This window comes from Rhizobium sp. NFACC06-2, assembly GCF_900101425.1.
Taxonomy (GTDB): Bacteria; Pseudomonadota; Alphaproteobacteria; order Rhizobiales; family Rhizobiaceae; genus Agrobacterium; species Agrobacterium leguminum.
The window spans coordinates 85,936-109,902 of record NZ_FMVA01000007.1 but is presented as its reverse complement, the minus strand read 5'-3'; the positions used below and the strand labels follow the sequence as shown (position 1 = coordinate 109,902).

At 59.7% G+C, this 23,967-nt stretch carries 26 protein-coding genes and 1 tRNA gene; 13 read left to right on the top strand and 14 right to left on the bottom strand.

Annotated elements, in window-relative coordinates; all coding sequences use genetic code 11:
• Position 1 precedes the first annotated feature (1 nt).
• The 3 genes from F3H58_RS13895 to F3H58_RS13885 form a co-directional block, all read right to left on the bottom strand.
• Positions 2-1,159, bottom strand: coding sequence for an amino acid ABC transporter permease (locus tag F3H58_RS13895; RefSeq protein WP_149742611.1), 1,158 nt, complete (start codon positions 1,157-1,159; stop codon positions 2-4).
• 2 nt (positions 1,160-1,161) lie between these two features.
• Positions 1,162-2,358, bottom strand: a complete 1,197-nt coding sequence (locus F3H58_RS13890; protein WP_065655014.1) for an amino acid ABC transporter permease — start codon at positions 2,356-2,358, stop codon at positions 1,162-1,164.
• A 105-nt stretch (positions 2,359-2,463) separates the two neighbouring features.
• On the bottom strand, positions 2,464-3,486 hold the full coding sequence (locus F3H58_RS13885; protein ID WP_003524863.1) for an amino acid ABC transporter substrate-binding protein: 1,023 nt from the start codon (positions 3,484-3,486) through the stop codon (positions 2,464-2,466).
• A 376-nt stretch (positions 3,487-3,862) separates the two neighbouring features.
• Here F3H58_RS13885 and F3H58_RS13880 point away from each other — a divergent pair, with 376 nt between their 5' ends.
• Positions 3,863-5,050, top strand: coding sequence for a cystathionine beta-lyase (locus F3H58_RS13880; protein ID WP_149742610.1), 1,188 nt, complete (start codon positions 3,863-3,865; stop codon positions 5,048-5,050).
• 2 nt (positions 5,051-5,052) lie between these two features.
• Here F3H58_RS13880 and F3H58_RS13875 read toward each other — a convergent pair whose 3' ends face one another.
• Both F3H58_RS13875 and F3H58_RS13870 read right to left on the bottom strand, forming a co-directional pair.
• Positions 5,053-6,234, bottom strand: coding sequence for an FAD-dependent monooxygenase (locus F3H58_RS13875; RefSeq protein ID WP_149742609.1), 1,182 nt, complete (start codon positions 6,232-6,234; stop codon positions 5,053-5,055).
• 29 nt (positions 6,235-6,263) lie between these two features.
• Positions 6,264-6,509, bottom strand: a complete 246-nt coding sequence (locus F3H58_RS13870) for a zinc-finger domain-containing protein (RefSeq protein WP_035261222.1) — start codon at positions 6,507-6,509, stop codon at positions 6,264-6,266.
• A 170-nt stretch (positions 6,510-6,679) separates the two neighbouring features.
• On the opposite strand from F3H58_RS13870, the gene F3H58_RS13865 reads away from it, so the two are divergent.
• From F3H58_RS13865 to F3H58_RS13855, 3 genes are all read left to right on the top strand, one after another.
• Positions 6,680-7,456: an alpha/beta fold hydrolase gene (locus F3H58_RS13865; RefSeq protein WP_149742608.1), complete on the top strand. Its 777-nt coding sequence runs from the start codon at positions 6,680-6,682 to the stop codon at positions 7,454-7,456.
• A 202-nt stretch (positions 7,457-7,658) separates the two neighbouring features.
• A complete protein-coding gene (gene cysE, locus F3H58_RS13860) occupies positions 7,659-8,483 on the top strand; it encodes a serine O-acetyltransferase (protein WP_080816963.1) in 825 nt (274 codons plus the stop codon).
• Between the two features lie 142 nt (positions 8,484-8,625).
• On the top strand, positions 8,626-8,829 hold the full coding sequence (locus F3H58_RS13855) for a DUF3126 family protein (RefSeq protein ID WP_003524869.1): 204 nt from the start codon (positions 8,626-8,628) through the stop codon (positions 8,827-8,829).
• Positions 8,830-8,884: 55 nt separating this feature from the next.
• Here the strand turns inward: F3H58_RS13855 and F3H58_RS13850 are convergent, their stop codons facing one another.
• Positions 8,885-10,279 carry a cytochrome P450 gene (locus F3H58_RS13850; protein ID WP_149742607.1) on the bottom strand — a complete coding sequence of 465 codons (1,395 nt, stop codon included), beginning with the start codon at positions 10,277-10,279 and terminating at the stop codon, positions 8,885-8,887.
• 111 nt (positions 10,280-10,390) lie between these two features.
• Between F3H58_RS13850 and F3H58_RS13845 the strand changes: the two genes are divergently transcribed.
• Positions 10,391-11,050 (top strand): TetR/AcrR family transcriptional regulator, encoded by a 660-nt coding sequence (locus F3H58_RS13845; RefSeq protein ID WP_149742606.1) that lies wholly within the window; start codon positions 10,391-10,393, stop codon positions 11,048-11,050.
• Positions 11,051-11,148: 98 nt separating this feature from the next.
• On the opposite strand, the gene fdhA is transcribed toward F3H58_RS13845, so the two are convergent.
• Together fdhA and F3H58_RS13835 are read right to left on the bottom strand one after the other, a co-directional pair.
• Complete coding sequence (gene fdhA / locus F3H58_RS13840; protein ID WP_188128914.1) at positions 11,149-12,339, bottom strand: formaldehyde dehydrogenase, glutathione-independent; 1,191 nt, start codon at positions 12,337-12,339, stop codon at positions 11,149-11,151.
• A gap of 161 nt (positions 12,340-12,500) precedes the next feature.
• Positions 12,501-13,373 (bottom strand): ATP-binding protein, encoded by an 873-nt coding sequence (locus F3H58_RS13835; RefSeq protein WP_149742605.1) that lies wholly within the window; start codon positions 13,371-13,373, stop codon positions 12,501-12,503.
• Positions 13,374-13,579: 206 nt separating this feature from the next.
• Here F3H58_RS13835 and yajC point away from each other — a divergent pair, with 206 nt between their 5' ends.
• The 5 genes from yajC (at position 13,580) to F3H58_RS13810 (ending at position 18,446) form a co-directional block, all read left to right on the top strand.
• Positions 13,580-13,927, top strand: coding sequence for a preprotein translocase subunit YajC (yajC, locus tag F3H58_RS13830; RefSeq protein WP_149742604.1), 348 nt, complete (start codon positions 13,580-13,582; stop codon positions 13,925-13,927).
• An 80-nt stretch (positions 13,928-14,007) separates the two neighbouring features.
• Positions 14,008-16,581 carry a protein translocase subunit SecDF gene (gene secDF / locus F3H58_RS13825; protein ID WP_149742603.1) on the top strand — a complete coding sequence of 858 codons (2,574 nt, stop codon included), beginning with the start codon at positions 14,008-14,010 and terminating at the stop codon, positions 16,579-16,581.
• Positions 16,581-16,973, top strand: coding sequence for an Mth938-like domain-containing protein (locus F3H58_RS13820; RefSeq protein ID WP_149742602.1), 393 nt, complete (start codon positions 16,581-16,583; stop codon positions 16,971-16,973). The genes secDF and F3H58_RS13820 overlap by 1 nt, the downstream gene beginning before the upstream one ends.
• Before the next feature lie 23 nt (positions 16,974-16,996).
• On the top strand, positions 16,997-17,842 hold the full coding sequence (locus F3H58_RS13815) for a phytoene/squalene synthase family protein (RefSeq protein WP_149742601.1): 846 nt from the start codon (positions 16,997-16,999) through the stop codon (positions 17,840-17,842).
• Between the two features lie 145 nt (positions 17,843-17,987).
• Positions 17,988-18,446, top strand: coding sequence for a hypothetical protein (locus F3H58_RS13810; RefSeq protein WP_059753108.1), 459 nt, complete (start codon positions 17,988-17,990; stop codon positions 18,444-18,446).
• Between the two features lie 20 nt (positions 18,447-18,466).
• Here F3H58_RS13810 and F3H58_RS13805 read toward each other — a convergent pair whose 3' ends face one another.
• The 3 genes from F3H58_RS13805 to lipB all read right to left on the bottom strand — a co-directional run bounded on the left by F3H58_RS13805 (position 18,467) and on the right by lipB (position 21,357).
• A complete protein-coding gene (locus tag F3H58_RS13805) occupies positions 18,467-19,402 on the bottom strand; it encodes a DMT family transporter (protein ID WP_188128926.1) in 936 nt (311 codons plus the stop codon).
• Between the two features lie 89 nt (positions 19,403-19,491).
• Positions 19,492-20,559 (bottom strand): NAD(P)-dependent alcohol dehydrogenase, encoded by a 1,068-nt coding sequence (locus F3H58_RS13800; protein WP_149742600.1) that lies wholly within the window; start codon positions 20,557-20,559, stop codon positions 19,492-19,494.
• A 66-nt stretch (positions 20,560-20,625) separates the two neighbouring features.
• Complete coding sequence (gene lipB / locus F3H58_RS13795; RefSeq protein WP_149742599.1) at positions 20,626-21,357, bottom strand: lipoyl(octanoyl) transferase LipB; 732 nt, start codon at positions 21,355-21,357, stop codon at positions 20,626-20,628.
• A 189-nt stretch (positions 21,358-21,546) separates the two neighbouring features.
• On the opposite strand from lipB, the gene F3H58_RS13790 reads away from it, so the two are divergent.
• Positions 21,547-21,631, top strand: a tRNA-Leu gene (locus F3H58_RS13790).
• Positions 21,632-21,829: 198 nt separating this feature from the next.
• On the opposite strand, the gene F3H58_RS13785 is transcribed toward F3H58_RS13790, so the two are convergent.
• Entirely contained in the window at positions 21,830-21,991 is a 162-nt protein-coding gene (locus F3H58_RS13785; protein ID WP_149742598.1) for a hypothetical protein, read from the bottom strand.
• A 260-nt stretch (positions 21,992-22,251) separates the two neighbouring features.
• Here F3H58_RS13785 and F3H58_RS13780 point away from each other — a divergent pair, with 260 nt between their 5' ends.
• Positions 22,252-22,677: a PAS domain-containing protein gene (locus tag F3H58_RS13780; RefSeq protein ID WP_003524978.1), complete on the top strand. Its 426-nt coding sequence runs from the start codon at positions 22,252-22,254 to the stop codon at positions 22,675-22,677.
• 76 nt (positions 22,678-22,753) lie between these two features.
• Here F3H58_RS13780 and F3H58_RS13775 read toward each other — a convergent pair whose 3' ends face one another.
• A complete protein-coding gene (locus F3H58_RS13775) occupies positions 22,754-22,921 on the bottom strand; it encodes a Thivi_2564 family membrane protein (protein WP_003502827.1) in 168 nt (55 codons plus the stop codon).
• Between the two features lie 111 nt (positions 22,922-23,032).
• On the opposite strand from F3H58_RS13775, the gene F3H58_RS13770 reads away from it, so the two are divergent.
• A complete protein-coding gene (locus F3H58_RS13770) occupies positions 23,033-23,458 on the top strand; it encodes an OsmC family protein (RefSeq protein ID WP_149742597.1) in 426 nt (141 codons plus the stop codon).
• A 3-nt stretch (positions 23,459-23,461) separates the two neighbouring features.
• Here F3H58_RS13770 and F3H58_RS13765 read toward each other — a convergent pair whose 3' ends face one another.
• Positions 23,462-23,956: a peptide deformylase gene (locus F3H58_RS13765; RefSeq protein WP_149742595.1), complete on the bottom strand. Its 495-nt coding sequence runs from the start codon at positions 23,954-23,956 to the stop codon at positions 23,462-23,464.
• Positions 23,957-23,967: the final 11 nt, after the last annotated feature.

Here is a 23,967-nt window from a genome sequence, read left to right as displayed (position 1 = left end):
CTTATCGTTTATGCCCGGTGTCGAGGTGCCGTTCCATGAACAGCGAATAACGCGACATGCCGAAGCAGAATATCCAGAATACGAAGCCTGCGAAAATATAGCCAGTCATGGCGGTGACGGGCGTGGCCCAGTTCGCATCCGATTGGTTGAGTGTGACAATGCCGAGCAGGTCGAACATGCCGATGATCGAAACCAGCGACGTGTCCTTGAACAGCCCGATGAAGGTGTTGACGATGCCCGGAATGACTAGCTTCAGCGCCTGCGGCAGCACGATCAATCTCGTCTTCTGCCAGTAGTTCAGGCCGAGCGAATCCGCACCTTCATATTGTCCCTTCGGAATGGCCTGCAGGCCGCCGCGGATCACCTCCGCCATATAGGCCGAGGAGAACAGCGACACGCCGACGAGCGCGCGCAGGAACTTGTCGAAGGTCCAGCCGTCGGGCAGGAACAGCGGCAGCATGATGCTGGCGAAGAACAGGACGGTAATCAGCGGAATGCCACGAATGACCTCAATGAAGAGCACGCAGAGCATCTTGATCACCGGCAGGTTCGACCGCCGGCCGAGCGCCAGAAGAATGCCGAAGGGGAGCGACACCGTGATCCCGAAGAACGATAGGATGAGGGTCACCATCAGGCCGCCCCACAGCTGCGTCTCCACCTTCGGAAGGCCGAAGACGCCGCCGATGAGCAGGAAGAACGCAATGAAGGGCAGGATGATGAAAAGCGCCAGCGCATTCAGTCGCTTGAACGGCGCTTTTGGAATCAGCATCGGTATAAGCAGGATGGCAAACGTCACCATCACCAAGATGGGACGCCAGCGTTCGTCGATCGGATAGCGGCCGAAGACGAATTGGCCGAGCTTTGCCGAAACGAAAGCCCAGCACGCACCGGACTGGCCGTCCGGCAGCGCGCCGCCCTGCGAAGCGGTCAGGCAGGCGATACGATCACTGCCGGTCCATACCGCGTCGATGAACAGCCACTTGATGATCGGCGGCACCAGAAAGGCGAGCAGGGCAAGGGCGATAACCGTGAGAACGGTGTCCTTCGGCGTGGCGAAGAGTTTGGTGCGCAGCCAATGGCCGAAGCCGACCGCGCTCGAGGGCGCGGGTTTGGCGTCCTCGATGGTCTGTCGTACGAATGCGTGATTGCTGATCGTCATCGTTATCGCTCCACCAGGGCCATTTTCGCATTGAACCAATTCATGACCACGGCCGTGAGCAGGGACAGCGAGAGATAGATGACCAGCCAGATTGCAACGACTTCGACTGCCTGTCCCGTCTGGTTCAGGATCGTGCCGCCGACCGAGACGATGTCGGCGAAGCCGACAGCGACCGCAAGCGAGGAGTTCTTGGTCAGGTTGAGATACTGGCTCGTCAGCGGCGGGATGATGATGCGCATCGCCTGCGGAACGACGATCAGGCGCGTCGTGGTGCTGGAGCGAAGTCCCAGTGCATCCGCAGCTTCCGTCTGACCCTTCGCCACAGCCTTGATGCCGCCGCGAACGATTTCGGCGATAAAGGAGGCGGTGTAGAAGGAAAGCGCCAGGAACAGCGACATGAATTCAGGTGCGACAACCGCGCCGCCCGAGAGATTGAATCGCCCGGCAATCGGATAGTCGAATGTCAGCGGCGCCCCGAGCGCCAGAAATGTCGCCAGCGGCAGGCCGATGATGAGAAGCGTCACCGTTATGCCGGTGCGGAACTGCTGTCCGGTTCTTTCCTGTCTGGCTTTCGCCCAGCGGTAAACGAAGACGCTGAGAACGATGGCGACCAGGAAGGCCAGCGGCACGAGCCAGGTGCCTTCTCCCCACAGCGGCTTGGGATAGAAGAAGCCGCGATTATTGAGGTAGGCTCCAAGCGGAAGCTCGAGCGACTCGCGCGCCTGCGGCAGAACCGAGATGACGCCCTTGTACCAGAAGAAGATGACGAGCAGCGGCGGGATGTTGCGGAAGATTTCCACATAGGCCTGCGCGAGTTTCGAAATCAGCCAGTTATTGGACAGCCGGGCGATGCCGACGATGAAACCGATGATCGAGGCGGCGATGATGCCGAAAAATGCAACCTGGATCGTGTTGAGAATGCCAACGAGCAATGCCCGGCCATAGGTCGCGTCGCTGGTATAAGCGATCAGCGACTGGCCGATATCGAAACCGGCTCTTCCGTTGAGGAAGCCGAAGCCGGACGAGATGTTTGACCGTTGAAGATTGGTGATCGTATTCGTCACGATGATCCAGACGAAAGCGGCCAGGACGACGACTGTCAGGACCTGATAAAAAATGCCGCGTATGCGTGGATCGTAGATAAGTGACGACGCGCTTTGCGCGCGCGATCGTTGCGAACTGACCGCGTTGCCTGCCATAGGCACCTTTCCCTTTTATGTGCTCTTTGCGAGCTTATTTATATAATTTGAACGGAGGCCGGGCGTTGCCCAGCCTCCTTATGATCTAGCCGGTAATGGGGCCGATCAACGGACCGGCGGTGCGTATTGCAGGCCGCCCTTGGTCCACAGCGCATTCTGGCCACGCTCGATCTTCAGCGGAGAGCCAGCGCCGACGTTGCGGTCGAAGACTTCGCCGTAGTTACCCACCAGCTTGATGATGTTGTAGGCCCAGTCGTTGGTCACGCCGAGATCGGTACCGATCTTGGTGCCTTCTTCCGTGCCGAGCAGGCGCTTCACGTCCGGATTGGCGCTGTTCTTCTGCTCATCGACATTCTTGGAGGTGACGCCAAGTTCTTCGGCGTTGACCATCGCATAGTGAACCCAGGTCACGATGTCGAACCACTGGTCGTCACCCTGGCGAACGGCCGGGCCAAGCGGTTCCTTGGAGATGACTTCCGGCAGAACGACGTTTTCGTCCGGGTTCTTCAGCTTCAGACGGATTGCATAGAGACCCGACTGGTCGGTGGTGTAAACGTCGCAACGGCCCGAATCATAGGCGGAGGTTGCGTCGGATTCCTTTTCGAAAACGACCGGGTTGTACTGCAGATTGTTGGTCTTGAAGTAGTCGGCCAGGTTGAGCTCGGTGGTCGTGCCGGTCTGAACGCAGACGGCGGCGCCGGAGAGCTCGAGAGCGGACTTCACGTTAAGGCTCTTCTTGGCGATGAAGCCCTGGCCGTCGTAGTAGTTGACGGTACGGAAGTTGAAGCCCAGCGACGTGTCGCGGCTGATCGTCCAGGTGGTGTTACGTGTCAGAACGTCGACTTCACCGGACTGGAGAGCCGGGAATCGGTCCTTGCTCGAAAGTGCGACGAACTTGGCTTTCGAAGGATCTCCGAAAACCGCTGTGGCAATACCACGGCAATAGTCCACGTCGATACCGGACCATTCGCCCTTGTCATCGGGATTGGAAAATCCCGGAATGCCGGCGCTGACGCCGCAGGTGACGAAACCCTTGCCCTTCACATCCTGAAGCGTCGCAGCCGAAGCGACCGAGGCTCCTCCCAAAACTGCTGCGCCGATGGCGGCCGACAGAATTGCCTTTTTCATTTTTCCCAACCTTTGTTTGTTATCGTCACTTGGAAGGGGACCGGCATGTTTGTCTTCCCCAGCTCCCCCTTCAGCGAGATCTTTTTCGATCCGCTTTTTCTATCACAATCGCAATTGGCAGCGGGGTCAAGACGTGCGGGCAATAATTGTGCCTATAAAACGGAATTTTCCAAATTTTGGTCGGGAAGTGTGCAAAGGGTGAAAATATAAGCATATTTTTTCGGAAATTTGCACTTGCACAGTATTTGTATACTTCTTGTATTCTGATCGGCGATGCGTCAATCCGACCTGCTCAGGCGTCCCTGCGGGACTTGACCTTGCGTTGCGCTCTTAGCATTGTCGCACGCGTCAATGTTCCTTCGAAAGCTGATCTGAAATGACCAAGACAAATGACCTGCTTTCCGCCGCAGGTGTGAATACGCGCCTGACCCATGGCGGCAACGATCCCGCGGACTGTTTCGGTTTCGTCAATCCGCCCATCGTGCGCGGTTCGACAGTGCTTTTTCCTGACGCGGAGACGCTTTCGACCGAAAACCAGAAATATACCTATGGCACGCACGGCACGCCGACGACGGACGCTTTGTGCAATCTCGTCAACGAGCTGGAAGGGTCTGCCCGAACCATTCTCGTGCCCTCGGGCCTTGCGGCCATCACCGTGCCGTTCCTTGCCTATCTTGGCGCCGGCGATCATGCGCTGATCGTCGATTCCGTCTATTTTCCGACGCGCCGTTTCTGCAACACGATGCTGAAGAAGCTCGGTGTTGAGGTGGAATATTACGACCCGGCAATCGGGGAGGGCATTGAGGCTCTCATCCGGCCGAACACCAAGCTGGTACATCTGGAAGCGCCGGGCTCCAACACCTTCGAGATTCAGGATGTCAGGCTGATCACCGATATCGCTCATCGCCATGATTGCGTGGTGACGATGGACAATACCTGGGCGACGCCGCTTTATTTCAAGCCGCTCGATTTTGGCGTCGATGTCTCCATTCACGCCGCCACCAAATATCCTTCGGGTCATTCGGATGTGCTGATGGGCTTCGTTTCGGCCAATGAAAAGCACTGGAAGGCGCTTTATCAGGCCAATGCCAATCTCGGCATCTGCGTCACCTCTGACGATGCCTACCAGATCCTGCGCGGCATGCGCACCATGGGAATAAGGCTGGAGCACCACCAGAAAAGCGCGCTCGATATCGCCACATGGCTGGAGAGCCGTGACGACGTCGTCCGTGTGCTGCATCCCGCGCTGCCGAGTTTTGCCGGGCACGAACTCTGGAAACGCGATTTCAAGGGCGCAAGCGGTGTCTTCTCCTTCGTGCTGAAGGCGGAAGAAGGCAAATACAAGCAGGCGGCGGCCGCCTTCCTCAATGCGCTGACCTTCTTCGGGCTCGGCTATTCCTGGGGCGGATACGAATCGCTTGCCGTTTCGGTCTCGCTTGTCGACAGAACCATTGCCAAGGGCCCCTCGGAAGGGCCGGTTATCCGCCTGCAGATCGGGCTTGAGGATATCGCCGATCTCAAGAAGGACCTTGAGGCCGGGTTTGCTGCAGCGGCCGGGGTTTGACCTCAGCCTTTGGCGCGATAGCCGTAGAGCCAGTCGAAGTCCTTCAGGAAGGCGTCGGTGGGCCGCGTGGAAAACACGAAGTCCCGCGCAATACGCACCGGGCCTCTCGCGTGATAGGCAAAACGATTGAGAGAGGCCCGCTTGCGGGCCTTTTCTATGCGCGGCGAGCGCAGGGCCTCGAAGCTGGCAAGGGCCTGCGGCAAGGGCAGGGGCTTTTCGGCATTGCCGCCTGCCGTCGCTCCCGCAAGTTCGAAAGCATCCTCTATCGCCATGGCCGCGCCCTGTGCGGCGAAGGGCATCATGGCATGCGCCGCATCGCCGATCAGCACCGTGTCGCGGCCATTGTGCCAGCGGCCCGGGCCGGCCTGATAGAGCGGCCAGAAAGTCGGATTCTCTGACGAATCGAGCAATCGGACGATATCCGGGCTGAAGCCGCGAAACTGTTCCAGCAGCATGGCTTTCTGCCGCCCGCTCGATTCCGCCCGCCAGGTTGCGCCGGGGTCGGCACCGAGCGCGATGGCGACGATGTTGAAACCGCCGACTTCCTTCAGCGGATAGGCGACGATATGGCCGCCGGAACCGAGATAGGCGGTTACTGCGCTCTTGTTGATGGCTGACGGCACGTCATTTGCGGCAACGGTGAAGCGCCAGGCAATATTGCCGGAGAAGGTGGCTGTGGGGGCGGAAGGGACCGCGAAGCGGGCCGCCGACCAGACGCCGTCCGCGCCGACGATCAGATCATGGTCACGAAAGGTAGTTGCGGCAATCACGTCCACCGTCGCGTTTTCGATGCGCTTGCCGAGATGCAGGCGGCAGAGCGGGTTGCGTGTCACCGCCTGGAGAAGCGCATTCTGCAGCGTCGAGCGGTGCAGCACGCCATAGGGTGCGCCCCAGCGTGTGCGCGCCACCGCGCCCATCGGCAGCGAGAGCAGCGTGGCAAGCGATTTTCCGGAGGCGAGTTCGACGCTGACCGGTTCGGTCCAGCGCGCTTCGATTTCCGGCAGCACGCCGAGTTCGGCGAGAATGCGTGCGGCATTGGGCGAGAGTTGCAGGCCTGCGCCCACTTCCGTCAGCTCACCGGCCTGCTCGATGATGTCACAGTCGATACCGTACCGGGCAAAAGAAAGGGCCGCGGTGAGACCGGCAATGCCGGCACCGACAATGGCTACGGATTTTATGGGCATGCTGCGCCCCGATCAGGAAGAGGGGAAGGTCAGGCGGCCTTCACGTGGAAAACGCAGCCCGGAGGATTGGTCTGCTCGGCCTTCAGCGACGGATTGTAGCGGTAAAGGGTGGAGCAGTAGGAACAGACCTTCTCGTTGTCGTCGCCCATATCGATGAAGATATGCGGATGATCGTAAGGAACGGAAGCGCCGGTGCACATGAATTCCTTGACGCCGATCTCGATCATGCGGTGTCCGCCATCGTTCTGGAAGTGGGGAATGGAATGCCCGGCCATGTTCGTCTCCAAATGCAATATCGTTATCGAGCCGCAATCCGTCTTCGCGTGCCGGCCCGTCGTTGCGGATATGTAGCCTCAAACGCATTGCATCTCCATAAAAATCGTCAGCAAAACATGTTCAACATTGCTAATTCCTGCCATATGGTCCGGCAAAAAGGATGTCCTTGATGAATCTCAACACGCCGCAGTTTTCCGATTTTTCCCATAACGGCCTTCGTCTTGCCTATTTCGACGAGGGCGATCCGGCGGGCGAACCGGTTCTGCTGATCCACGGCTTTGCCTCCAGCGCCAATGTCAACTGGGTGCATCCCGGCTGGCTGAAAACACTGGGGGATGCGGGCTACCGGGTGATCGCCATCGACAATCGCGGCCACGGCGCAAGCGACAAGCCGCACGATTCCGAAGCCTATTATCCTCCGGTCATGGCCGGGGATGCGGTGGCGCTGCTCAACCATCTCGGCATCGCCGAAGCGCATGTCATGGGCTATTCCATGGGCGCGCGCATTTCCGCCTTTCTGGCCATGGCGCATCCGGAGCGCGTGCGTTCGCTGGTCTTCGGCGGGCTCGGCATCGGCATGGTCGAAGGTGTCGGCGACTGGGACCCGATTGCCGAGGCGCTTCTCGCACCTTCGCTCGATGTCGTCACCCATGAGCGCGGCCGTATGTTCCGCGCCTTTGCCGACCAGACGAAAAGCGACCGGCTGGCGCTGGCCGCCTGTATCGAGACGTCGCGGGTTCTCGTCACCCGCGAACAGGCTGAGAAAATCGATGCGCCAACGCTGATAGCGGTTGGAACGAAGGACGATATCGCCGGATCAGGCGCGGAGCTTGCCGCGATCATGCCGCATGCGCGGGCGATCGATATTCCCGGCCGCGACCACATGCTGGCCGTCGGCGATCGGGTGTTCAAGGCGGCGGTGCTGGAATTTTACCGCTCGTTTTGATCAGGAGCATTTTCAGGAAAAGCGGAGCCCGGTTTTCCGTGCGGAAATGTGGCAACGCTGAGGGCACGGTAAGAAACGGTTTTTCATGCTGCATGAAGAAAAACTGAAGCCTTGCCGCCTTTAAAGTCGTCATTCGAATCCCATTTCTAATGCACGTCTTTTTCTGTATAAAGAACGACCACTGCAAACGAGGAGACCATTCATGGTCGCACGTACCGAGGCCCGTCAGCCCGAACAGCTGGCGATCGTCGATCCCATCTGGGGCAGCCTGCTCAATGAAGCCCGCAGCGCCGCGGCGCAGGACCCGCTGCTTTCGGCCTTTCTTTATTCGACGATCCTCAATCACCGGTCTCTCGAAGAATGTGTGATCTACCGCATCTGCGAACTCCTCGATCATCCCGACATGCAGGCCGTGCTTCTGCGCCAGACCTTCCAGGACATGCTGGATGACTGGCCGGAATGGGGAAGCGTGCTGCGCGTCGACATCCAGGCCGTTTACGACCGCGATCCCGCCTGCACGCGCTTCATGGAGCCGCTCCTCTATTTCAAGGGGTTCCAGGCCATCCAGACCCACAGGCTCGCCCACTGGCTGCTGCAGAAGGGCCGAAGGGACTTCGCGTTTTATCTGCAAAGCCGCTCATCGAGCATTTTCCAGACCGATATCAATCCGGCCGCGCGCATCGGCAAGGGCATCTTCCTCGATCATGCCACCGGGCTGGTGGTCGGTGAGACCGCCGTGATCGGCGACAACGTCTCCATCCTTCACGGCGTCACGCTCGGCGGTACCGGCAAGGAAGGCGCGGACCGCCATCCGAAGATCGCCAATGGCGTGATGATCGGGGCAGGGGCAAAAATCCTCGGCAATATCGAGATCGGCAGCTGCTCGCGCATCGCCGCCGGCTCGGTGGTGCTGAAGCCGGTTCCGCCCAAGACGACCGTTGCCGGCGTGCCGGCGCGTGTGGTGGGAGAAGCAGGGTGTTCCGAACCCTCGCGCCTGATGGACCAGCTTATCGGGGCCGATATCTGACCGGTCCTGTCGCGCCCCGATGGGGCCGGCATTTTTCACGGTCGTCCGTGTGGAAGACACGGATGACTTGCCGCTTTCACTTTACTTTGGCCTTTGTCCCATGCCAAAAGCGGGCCAACGCGAACCGCACAGGAGAATAGTGGTGAAAGCCGACGAAATCAAAAAACTCGACGCCTATTTCAAGCGCACCTTCAACCCGACGATGGTGGTCAAGGCGCGTCCGCGCAAGGACGATTCCGCCGAAGTGTATCTTGGCGAAGAGTTTCTCGGCGTCGTTTATATCGATGACGAAGACGGCGACCGCTCCTACAACTTCTCCATGGCGATCCTCGACGTCGATCTGTGATCGTCACCATCCGGTGACGGATGGAGCTTCGCACTGAACCAGTCGCCCGTGGCGGTTACGCCGCGGGCGATTTGTTTTTTCGGCTGCTGACCTGCATCATCAGGCGGTTTTCCGGCCGCAAGGTAACCCGCATCAGCGGCTCGGTATTTGTCGGGCTTTTGTTCCTGAGGTGGTCGTTCTGCAAAAGAACGGCAAGGATCGCAACAGCCTCCATCATGGCAAAGGCATTGCCGATGCAGACGCGCGGGCCAGCGCCGAAGGGCATATAGGCATAGCGGTGACGCGCCGTGACCTTTTCTGGCTCGAAGCGCGACGGGTCGAAGCGGTCGGGTTCTTCCCACAGTGTTGTGTGCCGGTGGACGGCGTAGATCGGCACATAAAGAACGGTGCCGGCCGAGATGTCGTGTTCGCCGAGCCTGAAGTCCTGCAATGCCGTGCGTGTCACGACAGGGGCGGGCGGGTAAAGCCGCATCGCTTCCGAAAATACCTGTCTGGTATAGGTCAGGCGGGCGATATGGTCGGCCGCGACCGGTTCACCGGCGGTAACGGTTTCGATCTCGTCGATGACCTTGCGCTCCACGTCGCTGTTTTGCGAGAGCAGATGGAAGGTCCAGGCAAGGCCGAGGGCCGTGGTTTCATGCCCGGCGGTGATGAAGGTCAGGAGATTGTCGATGATTTCCGTGTCGCTCATCATGCGCCCGGTTTCCGGATCTTTCGCTTCTAGCAGCATGGAAACCAGATCGTTCCTCTCAATCGGATTTTGTCGCCTTTCGGAAATGACGGTTGCAAGGCTGGAGCGAAGATAGTCCACCGCCGCGCGCGCCTTGCGCCGGCCCGGATGCGGAAGCCATTCCGGTGCGCCCAGCATGGCGAGTGCGAAGGTCCAGCCCGTGGGTTTCAGATAATCGGTGATGCTTTGCTCGACGCGGGCTATATCGATCTCATGGCCGCCGGACATCATGGTTTCGACGATGATATCGAAGGTCGTCCGCATCATCTCATGGCCGATATCGATGTCGCCGGCAGGCGATGCGTGCCAGCGCTGTTGCGTGCGGCGCGCGGCGTCGATCATGACCGGCAGCAATTCCAGCAGCTTCTCGTGCCGGAACGCTGCGGCGACGGATTGCCTTTGCCACTTCCAGTGATCGCCATCGGCTGTCAGAAGCCCCTGGCCGAGCGCGGGGCCGAGGGCGCGGCGCACATCTTCCCCCTTGCCGAGCAGATGGGCGTTCTTGACCAATGCCTCATGAATAAGCGCGGGATCGGCAAGATGAACCCGCATGACGCCGCCGAGACGGGTAAAGACCGCCGGCTCGCTGAAAATTTCCGGTGGCAAAGCCTTCAACGGATTGCGGATGAGCGACAGCGCGACGCGGGCGGTTGCGAATTTGGAGATGGGAGCGATTCCGGGCGTATCCGGGGAGGCGGTGCGAAGGTCGGTTCCGGTCATTTTACAGGTCCTTTGTCCGCGTTGAACACTTACATTTCCTGTTAAGGTGTATACCTTATTATGGGCATTTAAGGTGCGTACCTTATATTTCAACGGTCGGGTTCGAAATCAATGAAGAAAAGCAGTACCGGGCGGACGGCAGCACGTCCCACACGCCAGAGAATTCTCGACGCCGCTCTTACTCTGTTTAACGAGCGCGGGCCTGACCATGTGACGACCGCCGAAATCGCAAGGGCGGTGGAGATCAATGAGGGCAATCTCTATTATCACTTCCGCACCAAGGAAGCGCTGGTTCTGGCGTTGTTTGCCCGGTTCGAGGCCGATGCGCTGGCAATTGTTGGAAAGATTAAAGGGGCCGATGAGGGAGCGGCGGCAACCTATGCCGGTTTTCTGCGGCTCTGGTTTTCGCTGGTGTGGGACTATCGTTTCCTGTTTCGCGATCTGGTCGGTCTTATCTCTTCTGCCCCGGCGCTGGTGGAGCCCGTGCGAACCATAAGCGCTGCGATGCGCCTTGCCGTCGGCGATATCGTCGCGCGCATGGAGAAAGCGGGCCTCGCCGCGATACCCGAGGAAGAACGGCCCGCCGTTCTGACGAACCTCTGGATCGTCTCCACCTATTGGGCGTCCTATCTCAACCTTCAGGAAGGCATCACCGAGTTCGGTCCGCCGCAGCTGGACTGGGGATTGAAGCAGGTCTCAAGCCTGTTCAGACCTTATCTCTCTCCGGAAGCGAAAGCCGAGCTGGAGGCGCTGCTGGTAGGGGAGCCGTAAATTTCACCGGGTAGTGACAGGGCCGGAAAACAAGGGCGCCCGCGACGATATCCGTCGCGGGCGCTTTTTACGATTATCAGCCATATCCCGCTGAAGTATCAGGCAGCCTTCAGCAGATCGCCATGCGGATCGAGAACGAACTTGGTGGCTGCGCCCTGATCGAAGCTTTCATAGCCCTGCACCGCATCGTCGAGCGCGATGATCTTGGCGTTGACGATATCGGCAATCGGCAGGCGGTCATGCAGGATCGCCTGCATGAGCTGGCGGTTATATTTCAGCACCGGCGTCTGTCCAGTGTGGAAGGATTGCGCCTTGGCCCAGCCGAGGCCGAAGCGCAGCGACAGGCTGCCCTGTTTTGCCGCCGCATCCACCGCGCCGGGGTCTTCGGTGACATAGAGGCCCGGAATGCCGATGGAGCCCGCGGCGCGGGTGATTTCCATCATCTGGTTGAGAACGATGGCCGGCTGTTCGCCGCCCGCATGGCCGCGCGCTTCGAAGCCGACGGCGTCGATGGCGCTATCCACCTCATTGGTGCCGACGATTTCGGCGATCATATCGCCCAGCCGGTCGCCCTTGGAAAGATCGACGGGTTCAAAACCGACTTTTGCCGCGTGCGCAAGGCGATCCTTGTTGAAATCGCCGATCATGACGACCGCAGCACCCAGAATACGGGCGGATGCGGCGGCGGCAAGGCCGACCGGACCGGCGCCCGCGACATAGACCGTGGAGCCGACGCCGACGCCCGCCTTGACCGCGCCATGGAAACCGGTCGGCAGAATGTCGGACAGCATGGTGAGGTCGCGGATCTTCGACATCGCCTTGTCGCGGTCCGGGAACTTCAGCAGGTTGAAATCGGCATAGGGAATGGTGACATAACGGGCCTGTCCGCCGATCCAGCCGCCCATATCGACATAACCATAAGCGCCGCCGGCGCGGGACGGGTTCACGGTCAGGCAGACGCCGGTATCCTGCGACTTGCAGCAGCGGCAGCGGCCGCAGGCGACGTTGAAGGGCACCGAGACGATATCGCCGATTTTCAGCATCTCGACATCGACGCCTTTTTCGATGACTTCACCGGTGATTTCATGGCCGAGGACGAGACCCGGCATCGCCGTGGTGCGGCCGCGCACCATATGCTGGTCGGAACCGCAGATATTGGTGGAAATCACCTTGAGAATGACGCCGTGCTCAATGCGGCGGCCGTCCGGCGCCTCAAGCTTCGGGTCATCGATATCGCGAACCTCGACCTGACCCGGCCGCATGTAAACGACGCCTCTGTTCCTGCTCATATCCATCTCCTCCATGGTTTGAACACCGTACCTGTCCGCTCCTCCGGAAACAGGTGACTCCATGGGTGCAGCAAACCATGTGAGGGGAGATGTGGCGTTCGGGAATACGACACGCGGTGTGGTCGTAACGACACCGCGTTTCGCCCGATGTCACGGTGGCGTTATCTGTCGAGCGGTTTTCTGAGGCGGCCGGCGGCGTCCTGAATATATTGCCAGGCGACACGGCCCGAGCGGCCGCCGCGCGTGGTCGCCCATTCCAGCGCCTCGTGATGCAGCGTTTCGCGGTCCAGCCCCAGATCGAAATGGGCGGCATAGCTGTCGATCATCGTCAGATAATCTTCCTGGCCGCATTTGTGGAAGCCGAGCCACAGGCCGAAACGGTCCGAAAGCGAGACCTTCTCCTCCACCGCTTCCGAAGGGTTGATGGCGGTGGACTGCTCGTTTTCCATCATGTGGCGCGGCAGAAGATGGCGGCGGTTGGAGGTCGCATAAAACAGCACATTGTCCGGCCGGCCCTCGATGCCGCCGTCAAGCGCCGCCTTCAGCGATTTATAGGCGGTGTCGTCATGGTCGAAGGAGAGGTCGTCGCAGAAGACGATGACGCGGTGACCTGACGCCTTCAATATGTCGAGCAAGGCGGGCAGGGTGTGGATGTCCTCGCGATGCACTTCCACGAGTTTCAGGGAAACGCCGCTTGCGGCGCGCACATCTTCGTGAACGGCCTTGACCAGCGAGGATTTGCCCATGCCGCGCGCACCCCACAGAAGCACGTTATTGGCGGCAAAACCTTCCGCGAAACGCAGCGTGTTTTCGTGGAGAATGTCGCGGACATGGTCGACGCCACGGATCAGCTTCAGTGCGATGCGGTTGGGGCGGGCAACCGGCTGGATAAACGAGTTGGCTGGTACCCAGACGAAACAATCGGCCGCATTCCAGTCGTTTACGGCGGGCGCCGGTCCGGCCAGACGTTCCACGGCAATGGTGAGCCGGCGCAGTTCTGAAAGAAGCAGGGAGGCCGTTTCTTCTCGAATCATGGTGTTTCTTCCGCTTGTCTGGTGTTCAAAACTCTGTTTTGCGCCCGGCCTAGCATGGTGTTTCAGGCCCATAAAGGTTAAGAGGTCCGGAATCGGTACGGCGAGGGCCCTGCATCTGTTGCAATCCCGGCGTTCCCCACTATATTCCGGCGGCTTGAAAGCTGGGGCGGCATCCAAGGTCGTGCCGTAATTCTGAGGAGTTTTATATGTTCATTAGTCAAGCTTTTGCCCAGGACGTAGCGGGCGGCGCATCGGCCTTCGGTTCCGGCCTTGAAATGCTTTTCCTGTTTGCGCCGCTCATGGTGGTCTGGTACTTTTTCCTTATCCGCCCGCAGCGCGCGCAGATGAAGAAGCGCCAGGAAACGCTCACCAATATTCGCCGTGGCGATCAGGTCGTTCTCGGCGGCGGCATCGTCGGCAAGGTGACCAAGGTCATCGATGACAATGAACTCGAAGTCGAAATCGCCGAAGGCGTGAAAATCCGTGCCGCCCGTGCCTACATTGCCGAAGTGCGTGTGAAGGGCGAAGTGGTCAAGACGGAAGCCGCTTCCTGATCCTGCCGGATTATCGAATGCCCGATTGCGAATTTTGACGGGTTGCGCAAAGCGCTACCCCAACCCTGACCGAGATCGAAATGCTTCATTTTTCCCGTTGGAAAACAGTCTTCATCTGGCTGCTTGTGCTGGCAAGCGTCTTCATCGCCTCTCCCAACCTGTTTACGGACAAACAGCTGGAGGGCATGCCTGCCTGGTACAAGGACAACAAGGTAACGCTCGGTCTCGACCTTCAGGGCGGTTCGCACATCATGCTCAAGATCGAGCGTTCCGACATCGTCAAGGAACGGCTTGAAACGATCGTCGGCGATGTGCGCACGCAGCTTCGCGACGCCAACATCCGCTATTCGGGGCTGACCGGCAACGGCCAGCAGATTCAGGTTCGCATCAGCGATCCCGCTCAGGTGGAGGCCGCCAAGAACGCGCTTCGCGACCTGACGCAGCCGGTGTCCGCCGGCACGCTGGTCGGCGGCTCGATCACCGAAGTGACGATGAATGACGGCGGCGACAATCTGCTCCGGCTCAACCTGACGGATGAAGGCATCGACTACCGCCTGTCGTCCGCCGTTTCGCAGTCGATCGAAGTCGTGCGCCGTCGCGTTGACGAAGTCGGCACCACCGAACCGCTCATCCAGCGTCAGGGTTCGGACCGCATCATCGTGCAGGTACCCGGCCTTCAGGATCCGCAGCGCCTGAAATCGCTTCTGAACCAGACGGCAAAGCTGTCCTTCCGCATGGTCGATACGACGATGCCGGTACAGGAAGCCATGAACGGCCGTCCGCCCGCGACCTCCGAGGTTCTCTATTCGCAGGACGATCCGCCGGTTCCCTATCTGGTGGAACGCCGTGCCCTGGTTTCCGGCGACAATCTCGTCGACGCACAGGCAAGCTTCAACCAGCAGACCAACGAACCGGTCGTCACCTTCCGCTTCGACAGCCGCGGTGCGCAGCGCTTCGCGCAGGCGACGCAGCAGAATGTCGGCAAGCCTTTCGCCATCGTTCTCGATAACCAGGTCATTTCCGCACCTGTCATCCGCGAGCCGATCATCGGCGGTTCGGGGCAGATTTCGGGTAATTTCTCGGTGCAGGGCGCCAACGACCTCGCGGTTCTGCTGCGCGCCGGCGCGCTGCCGGCCACGCTGACCGTGGTTGAAGAACGCACCGTCGGCCCGAGCCTCGGTAACGACTCCATCACCGCCGGCCTGACGGCCAGCGCCATCGGCGCGGTTGGCGTCCTCATCTTCATGTTCGTCTTTTATGGCTTCTTCGGCCTGCTGGCGAATATCGCGCTCATCGTCAACGTCGTCATGCTTCTCGCCGTCCTCAGTGTGATCGGTTCGACGCTGACCTTGCCGGGTATCGCCGGTATCGTCTTGACCATCGGCATGGCCGTGGATTCGAACGTTCTCATCTATGAACGCATACGCGAGGAGGTGAAGAGCGGCAAACCGCTGATCCAGTCACTGGATAACGGCTTCACCCGCGCCTTTGCGACCATTATCGACGCCAACCTGACGACGCTGATCGTGGCAAGCGTGCTGTTCTATATGGGCACCGGCCCCGTCAAGGGCTTCGCCGTTACGCTGGCTGTCGGTATCATCACCACCGTCTTCACCGCCTATACGCTGACAGCGTGGATGTTCGGCTACTGGGTTCGCCGCAGCCGTCCGAAACACCTGCCGAAAGGTGTCCGCACCGCCATGTTCGACGGTCGCGACATTCCCTTCATGCGTTATCGCCGCGTGGTGTTCATGATTACCGGCGCGATCATGCTCGCCTGCGTCGGCGGTTTCGTGGCCAAGGGTCTGAACCTCGGTATCGATTTCCAGGGCGGCTCGGTCATCGAAGTGCGCGCCAAGCAGGGCGAGGCCGATCTCGCCGATATTCGCGATCGTCTGAACCAGCTCAACCTCGGTGAAATCCAGGCGCAGAACTTCGGTACGCCGCAGGATGTTCTCATCCGCATCCAGGCGCAGGACGGCGGCGAAAATGCCGAGCAGTCCGCCATCACCATGGTGCGCGGCGAGCTTGAGGACAACTATGACTTCCGTCGCGTGGAAGTCGTCGGTCCTGCCGTTTCCGGCGACCTGACCGTTACCTCCACCATCGGCGTTATGCTCGCGATGGCGGCGATCATGGTCTACATCTGGGTTCGCTTCGAGTGGCAGTTTGCACTCGGCGCGGTCATCTCCATGGTGCACGACGTGGTCTTCACTATCGGCCTGTTCGTCTTCCTTGGGATAGAGTTCAATCTGACCAGTATCGCGGCGATCCTTACGATCATCGGTTATTCGCTGAACGATACCGTGGTCATCTACGACCGTGTCCGTGAAAACCTCAGGCGATACAAGAAGATGCCGCTTTCCATGATCATCGACGTGTCGCTGAACCAGACTCTGTCGCGTACGATCCTTACCGGTCTGACCGTACTTCTGGCACTGCTGGCGCTTTATCTCTTCGGCGGCGAGGTCATCCGTTCCTTCACCTTCGCCATGCTGTTCGGTGTCGGTATCGGCGTGTTCTCCTCGGTCTACATCGCCGCTCCGGTGCTGATCGCCTTCAAGCTGCGTCCTGATACCAAGGATGCGGAAGATGAGAAGGACGACAAGAAAGAAAACAACACCGGCGCCATTGGCGGCAAGCCTGCCGTCTGATGGCCGGCGGGATTGAAATACGCCCGGCCCATTTTCCCGGCCGGGCGCCCATCGATGCCTATGGCAATGGCGGGTTCCGTTTTGCCGACATGTCGCATCGCGGTTCGCTTCTGCTCCTGCCTTCGGGCATCTACGGGTGGGAGCCTGTCGATGCGACAGAACTGACGGTCGGACATTTCGAAAAGGTTCTGGCGGAAGCGCAGGATATCGAAGTGCTGCTGATCGGCACGGGCGACGGCATGCGGGTTCTGCCGAAGGAATTGCGCGCCGCCTTCAAGGAAGCGGGCATTTCCGTTGACCCTATGAGCACGGGTGCTGCCGTGCGCACCTATAATATTATGCTGTCGGAATCGCGCGCCGTGGCTGCGGCGCTGATTGCCGTCGAAGGCTGACAGGACGTTTCGCGCGGGGAACCATGGCACCCACAGAAAATCTCGACGTCTGCCTCGCGACGCTGCGCGATACCGATCGCGACCGCTATCTCGCCTGTCTTTTGTCGCCTGCCGACAGGCGTAATGCGCTTGCCGCGCTATACGCCTTCAATGCCGAGATCGCCCGTATCCGCGATTCCGTGCGCGAAGCGCTGCCCGGTGAGGTGCGCATGCAATGGTGGCGCGATCTTCTCGACGGCAATCCACATGGCGACAGCCAGTCCCACCCGGTGGCTGCAGCGCTTTTGACGACGATCGAGCACTATCGCCTGCCGCGCCCGGTTCTCGCCAATATGATCGAGGCGCGTATCTTCGATCTCTATGACGACCTGTTCGAGGATCGCAATGCGCTGGAAGGCTATGCCGGAGAGACCGCATCCGCATTGATCCAGCTTGCAAGCCTCGTGCTTTCCGCCGAAGACGCCGCATCCAGCGCGGAGGCAGCAGGGCACGCGGGCGTGGCGCAGGCCATGGCCGGCATGCTGCTGCTCATGCCGCTGCACCGGCGTCGCGGGCAGGTCTATATTCCCGCCGATATGCTGGCTGCGGCCGGGCTCGACCGCGAGACCTTTCTTGAAGGGCAGGACAGGCAGCGCATCGGCATCGCCATCGAAATTTTCGCGGCCCATGCGCTGGATCATATTGAGAAGGCGAGACGCGCGAAGATTTCAAAAAATGTCTTTGCCGCCTATCTTCCCGTCGCCCTGTCCGCGCCGGTCATCGCCGCCGCGAGAAAGGCGGGGAGCGGCGTATTCGACGGAGACCTGCAACTGTCGCAGCTTCGCCGGCAATGGCTGCTGGCGAAGGCTTCGTTCCTCAAGCGTTTATGATGGTGCGGACCGTGCCAGGCGGCGAAACGACGTCGATCCCACAAAGCCACACTTCACACAAGCCTCGGTCTATATGAACCTGAACCGGGTTCGCATCGTTTCGATTCGCGAATCTTGATGTTTCGATGCTGAGGGAGCGTCCCGGATGAGTATTGCGATCTGGATTATCGTTTTCGTGCTGCTTTCGGTCTTCGCTGTTTATGCCTGGCGCATGTCGCGGGCGACGGATGAGGATAACAGTCATGATGTGGGGCAGGCGATCATGGATTTCGCCCGCGCCTTTCCCAATGAGGCGATCAGAAGTCTGCATATGACGGCGGATGGCGGCGCAGCCTTCGTGCGGCTGCACGACAACAAGGCCGGCTTCATGCGCAATATGGGGTCGCATTATGTGTGCGTGATGATCGATCCCGAGCGCATCCGGGTCGAAAGTCTTGAAAGCGGCGACGGTTTCGTCGTCACCTTTTTCGACATGCCGAAATATAGCGGCTCATACCGTTTCAAATCGGCCGGAGAAGCGGCCGAGGTTTCCCTCTGGCTGCTCGGCAGCCTTGTGGAGGCGCAGGACCATCACGACGAAGGCCCGCTGCCCTCGAACGGTTGAGGCACGTCAGGTGTCGGCTGTCACTGCCCGTCAAGCGGCGGGTTCGCACCGGCCTGCTGGCGCTCGCGCCAGATGATGAACAGGCCGGATGCGACGATGATGAGGATGCCGAGCCATTTCGACGGCGTCGGGAAATCCGAAAACAGCGCATAACCGAGGATCGTCGCCGAGATGATCTCGAAATACTGGAACGGCGCCAGCAGAGAGAGCGGCGCCAGCCGGAAGGCCCTGACGATCAACAGGTGCATGTAGCCGGATATCGATCCCAACAATACGAGCAGGGCAAGTGCGAAGCCGGATTGCGGCAGCGAGACGGCAAAATCCTTGTCGCCCAGCGCATCGCCGGCGAAAAGTGCGGCGCCCATGAACACGGTTCCCGCAATGCCGGACATTGTCTGCATGACCAACGGGCTGTCGGCATCGCCGATGGCGCGGTTCAGGAAGAGGTAGAGCGTATAAAGAAAGGCGCAGGCGACCGGCAGGAGCGATGTCCAGCCGAAGATTTCGAAGCTGGGCTGTATGACGATCAGCGCGCCGCCGAAGCCGACCGCAATCGCCGTCCAGCGCTTCCAGCCCACCTTGTCGCCGAGGAAGAGGGCCGACATCATCGTCAGCATGAAAGGTTCGACGAAATAGATCGCGAAGACATCGGCGAGCGGCATGTATTTGACGGCGGCGAAAAACATCAGGCTGGCCGAGGCGTGCAGCACGCCGCGCAGGCAGTTCATCCACGGCCTTTTGGCGCTGAACAGCGCCCTGGGCGACACCACGATCAGCAGCGGCAGGGTGCAGAGCACCTGGAAAAAGAAACGGTAGAAGGTCACCTGCGCCGGCGACATGCCGCCGCTCACCGCCATATATTTGGCAATCGCATCCATGACCGGCAGCACCAGCATGCAACCCGCCATGATGGTCATGCCCTTGGCTATATCGTTGAAACCGGTCAGGCTGGTCATGGATCGGGGAGTCATGGGTCAGGCTGCGCTTTCGACCAAAAGGTCCGACGGGAGAGGGGACGCCCGCAAGGTCGCCCCCCCTTCCGGGGTCAGGCGGCCTTCTGGCGCGGCAGGCTCTTCATATCAATGACGAAACGATAACGCACATCGCTTTTTATCATGCGTTCATAAGCGTCGTTGATCTGATCGATATCGATCATCTCGATTTCGGCGGCGATGCCTTTTTCGGCGCAGAAATCCAGCATTTCCTGCGTCTCGGGAATGCCGCCGATCATCGAGCCGGCAAAGGTCTTGCGGCCGGGAATGAGGCTGAAGGCCATAACCGAGAGCGGCTTTTCAGGCGCGCCCACCTGCACCAGCGCGCCGTCACGTTTCAGCAGCGCCAGATAGGCGTTGATGTCATGGTCGGCGGCCACGGCGTCGATGATGAGATCGAGGCTCGAGGCGGCCTTTTTCATCTGCTCGGCATCGCGCGAGACGATCACCTCGTGGGCGCCGAGCTTTTTCGCATCCTCCGCTTTGGCGGGCGAGGTCGTGATCATCACCACGGTCGCGCCCATGGCATTGGCGAGCTTGACGGCCATATGGCCAAGACCGCCAAGACCGACGACGCCGACACGCTTGCCGGGTCCGGCGTTCCAGTGGCGCAGTGGCGAATAGGTGGTGATACCCGCGCAGAGCAGGGGTGCTGCTGCTGCCGGATCGAGGCCTTCGGGAATGTTGAGGACGTAACGGTCGTCGACGACGACGTGGGCGGAATAACCGCCGAGCGTATGCGCGCCGCCGCCCATCGCTTTGTCGGGCGAATTATAGGTGCCGGTCATGCCGTTTTCGCAATATTGCTCCAGCCCCTCGGCGCAGCTTGCGCATTCCCGGCAGCTATCGACGATGCAGCCGACGCCGACGCGGTCGCCCGCCTTGAACCGGGTGACCTTCGCGCCGACACGGCCGACGCGGCCGATGATTTCGTGGCCGGGAACGCAGGGATAGAGGGAGCCCGGCCATTCGCTGCGGGCAGTGTGGATATCGGAGTGGCAGACGCCACAGAATTCGATCTCGATTTCGACATCGCGCGGGCCGGGATCGCGACGCTTGATGGTCGCAAGCTTCATCGGCGAAGAACCGTCATCGCAGGCGTAGGCGGACGTAGTGAACATGATCGTTCCTCCTCTTGTGGTGATCGATGCTGGAAACACCGGCCTGCGGCAAAGGTTGCGGTGGGATCAGCCGCTTGCGCCGGTTTCGGGCACTGCCTCGCCAAACACTTCCTCAAAGGCCTCGCGCAGCAGAACGTCGACGTCGCCGATCATAACCGGCAATCCAAGATCGACAAGGCTGGTGACGCCATAGGCGCTGATGCCGCAGGGAACGATGCCGGAAAAATGCGCGAGGTCCGGATCGACGTTGATCGAGAGCCCGTGGAAGCTCACCCATTTGCGCAGCCTGATGCCAAGTGCCGCGATCTTGTCCTCGGCCATGCCGCCATCGGGAAGCAGCGGTTTTTCCGGGCGCCTGACCCAGACGCCGACGCGATCCTCGCGCCGCTCGCCACGCACATTCATCTTGTCGAGCGTACGGATTATGACATCCTCCAGCGCCGCAACATAGGCGCGGACATCCTGCCGCCGCCGCTTCAGATCGAGCATGACATAGACGACCCGCTGTCCCGGCCCATGATAGGTATATTCGCCGCCACGACCCGTGGCGAAGACGGGGAAACGCTCCGGCTCTATGAGATCGGCGGCATCGGCGCTGGTGCCGGCGGTATAGAGCGGCGGATGTTCCAGAAGCCAGACGAGTTCGTCTGCTTCGCCGCTGGCAATGGCGGCGACTTCACGCTCCATTTCCTCAATCGCCTGCTCATAGGGGACGAGGCCTTCCGAGATTCGCCAGCGAACGGGCGGCGAACCGGCGGCGGGGAGCATGTTTGTCTCGATATCGGTGCGTGTGAGCATGAAAAAGTCCTTTCCACAGCCTTCTCGCAAAATGGCGACAGGGCCGCAACCCCAGCATTTCCGGGCTTCCTGCATATAGGATGGTGCGGTGCGATTTTTAATTTCAAAAAACTGTCACGACGCTCTTGTGCACCGAAAATCCTTTTGCTACATGCACCCCCGTCGGCGCAAGTCGACGCCTACCACGATGCGGTCGTGGCGGAATTGGTAGACGCGCAGCGTTGAGGTCGCTGTGGGGCAACCCGTGGAAGTTCGAGTCTTCTCGACCGCACCAAAGAAACCCGCTTCGGCGGGTTTTTTCTTTTTTAGCCAGTCGTTTAGCTTGCTCTCTGTTTTCTGTCCCCGGTTCGTTGGGCCGTATTGGATGTGTCCCAAACCAGACCAATCTGCTTTATCCCGTGGCCAGAGCGCCACGAATTAACGGCGGCAAATTATCGACCTGCCGCCGTTCGAATTGAATGGACGAGGTGGATCAGCGTCGGTTGCGCTGGCCGTCACCGACACGGTACGGGTCACCATCCATGACCTGATCCATGCGCCACTCGTTTCCACGATATGGACTATGCCACGTCTGGCACCCGGCCAGAAAGACGGTTGCGATCAGCAATCCGAGAGTGAGGGCGGCTCGCACCATATTGAACTCCTTCGACATGTCATCACAGGCCATGTAGGCGCAGGCAGGTGGGTTTGCGATGCCTCTTCGAAATTTATCGTCCATTTCGGAACCCTGGAGCACGTCCGGTCAAAACGGAATCGTGGGGCGTGCTCTATCGCTTTTACTGGAAATGCTCGAGCTGGATTCGCTCATCGTCAAATTTCAGTGGATATCGATGCACGCTGTAGTAGCCGTGCGTTTCCCCCTACAAAAAGGAGGGGTGGAATATTAGAGGTCCGATGTTAGCTTTTGTCAGGAAAATATGTCTGGGGGTTTTCGTGCAGGGGGACAAAACGGATTCAGACAATGCGCTTGGCTATTACATGTGGAGTATTTCCGATAACAGGCTGATCATGGATGCGGTCACTGCGGAATGCCATGGGTTTTCGGAGCCGGTTGCGTCGCGTGGGGTGACGATCGAGGAGATTCTCGAAAGAATCGATGTCGAGATGCGCGATCAGGTGGCGCAGGCCATTTTTGAGAGCATCACTACCGGTGTGTTTTTCGACCAGCGCTACAAGGTCAATCTGCCGGATGGGTCGGATCGGTGGATCGTGGCGAAGGGCAGGGCGATTTTTGATGCTGACAATACGCCGTTTCTGGGTATTGGCAGCGTTCGGGATATTACCCTGAAAAAAACCTATCAGTTCGAGCCTCGGCAATAGCGACCGGACGAGTGAAAACCGCGCATAAAAAGAGGCGGCTTTCGCCGCCTTTTTTCGTCTGCACCGTGCGGGGACATCAGAAGACGGCGAGATATTTCAGCAGCGAAATAATGCCGATGATGATGACGATCACCTGTGCGATCTGTTTCGCACCGCCGCCGACCGGCAGTCGCGCGATAAGCCACAAGACGAGCACAATCACCAGGAAGGTGATCAGAATGCTGACGAGCGTAGATGTAACCATATGTCCCAGCTCCCTTTTCAATCAATACTCAACGGTCGTTCACCGTTGCGTGAGTAAAAGCGCGAGGCTAATTTTGGTTCCATCGGGTGAAATCGCGGTGTGAGGTCGGGCATGAATCAGTTCAGGGTTAAAAAGCGGCCGACGGGCGCTGTCGTCACTCTTGGCCGTCTCGGGCATCCCGATATCGTCACGGCCACCGGAGGCGCCCTGACGGTGGTGACGGCGGCCTCGGAGCCGGGTTTCAATCCGCTCGATCTTCTTTATTCGTCGCTGTCGGCCTGTCTGGCGCTCAGTGCCCGGATTGCGGCGAGCCGCATGGGCGTGCTCGACCGGTTCGAAAAGGTCGTGGTGCATGTATCTGGCGAAAAGGCTGAGGAGGAGCCGTCGCGGATCGTGCGTTTCGATGTCCGGATAGAGATAAAGGGGGATTTCGATGAGGCCACGCGCGGCGCCATCGCCCACATGGCGGAGGATATCTGTACCGTCAGCAACACGCTGAAGGGCGATGCGGAATTTGCGCTATCGATTACCGGCTGACCATCAGGATTTCCGGGATTTTTCCCATTTTCTCACCATCCGGTCACGCTTGAGCTTCGAGAGGCGCTTCAGCCAGAAAATGCCGTCCAGCTGGTCGATCTCGTGCTGTATGCAGATGGCGTGAAATCCCTCGGCGGTCTGTCGGTGTTCGCCGCCGGCTATGTCCTGAAATGTCACCTCGATTTCGGATGGCCGCTCCACTTCCTCCGTGAAGCCCGGCATGGAGACGCTGCCCTCCATATGGCGCATGGTCTGCGTGGATTGGCTGACGACTTCAGGATTGATGTAGGTGAGCACGGTTCCCGGTGTCAGCTCCAGCACGAAGACTCGCTGTTTGACGCCGATATGGGCGGCGGTGATGCCGACGCCGGGTGCGGCGCGCATCGTATCGATGAGGTCGCTCACCAGCTCCTGCAATTGCCCGTCGAAGGCCGTGACCGGCGCGCAGATTTCGGAGAGGCCGGGATGGGGGTAGGGCAGGATCGGCCTGATTGCCAAGGAATGCTCCG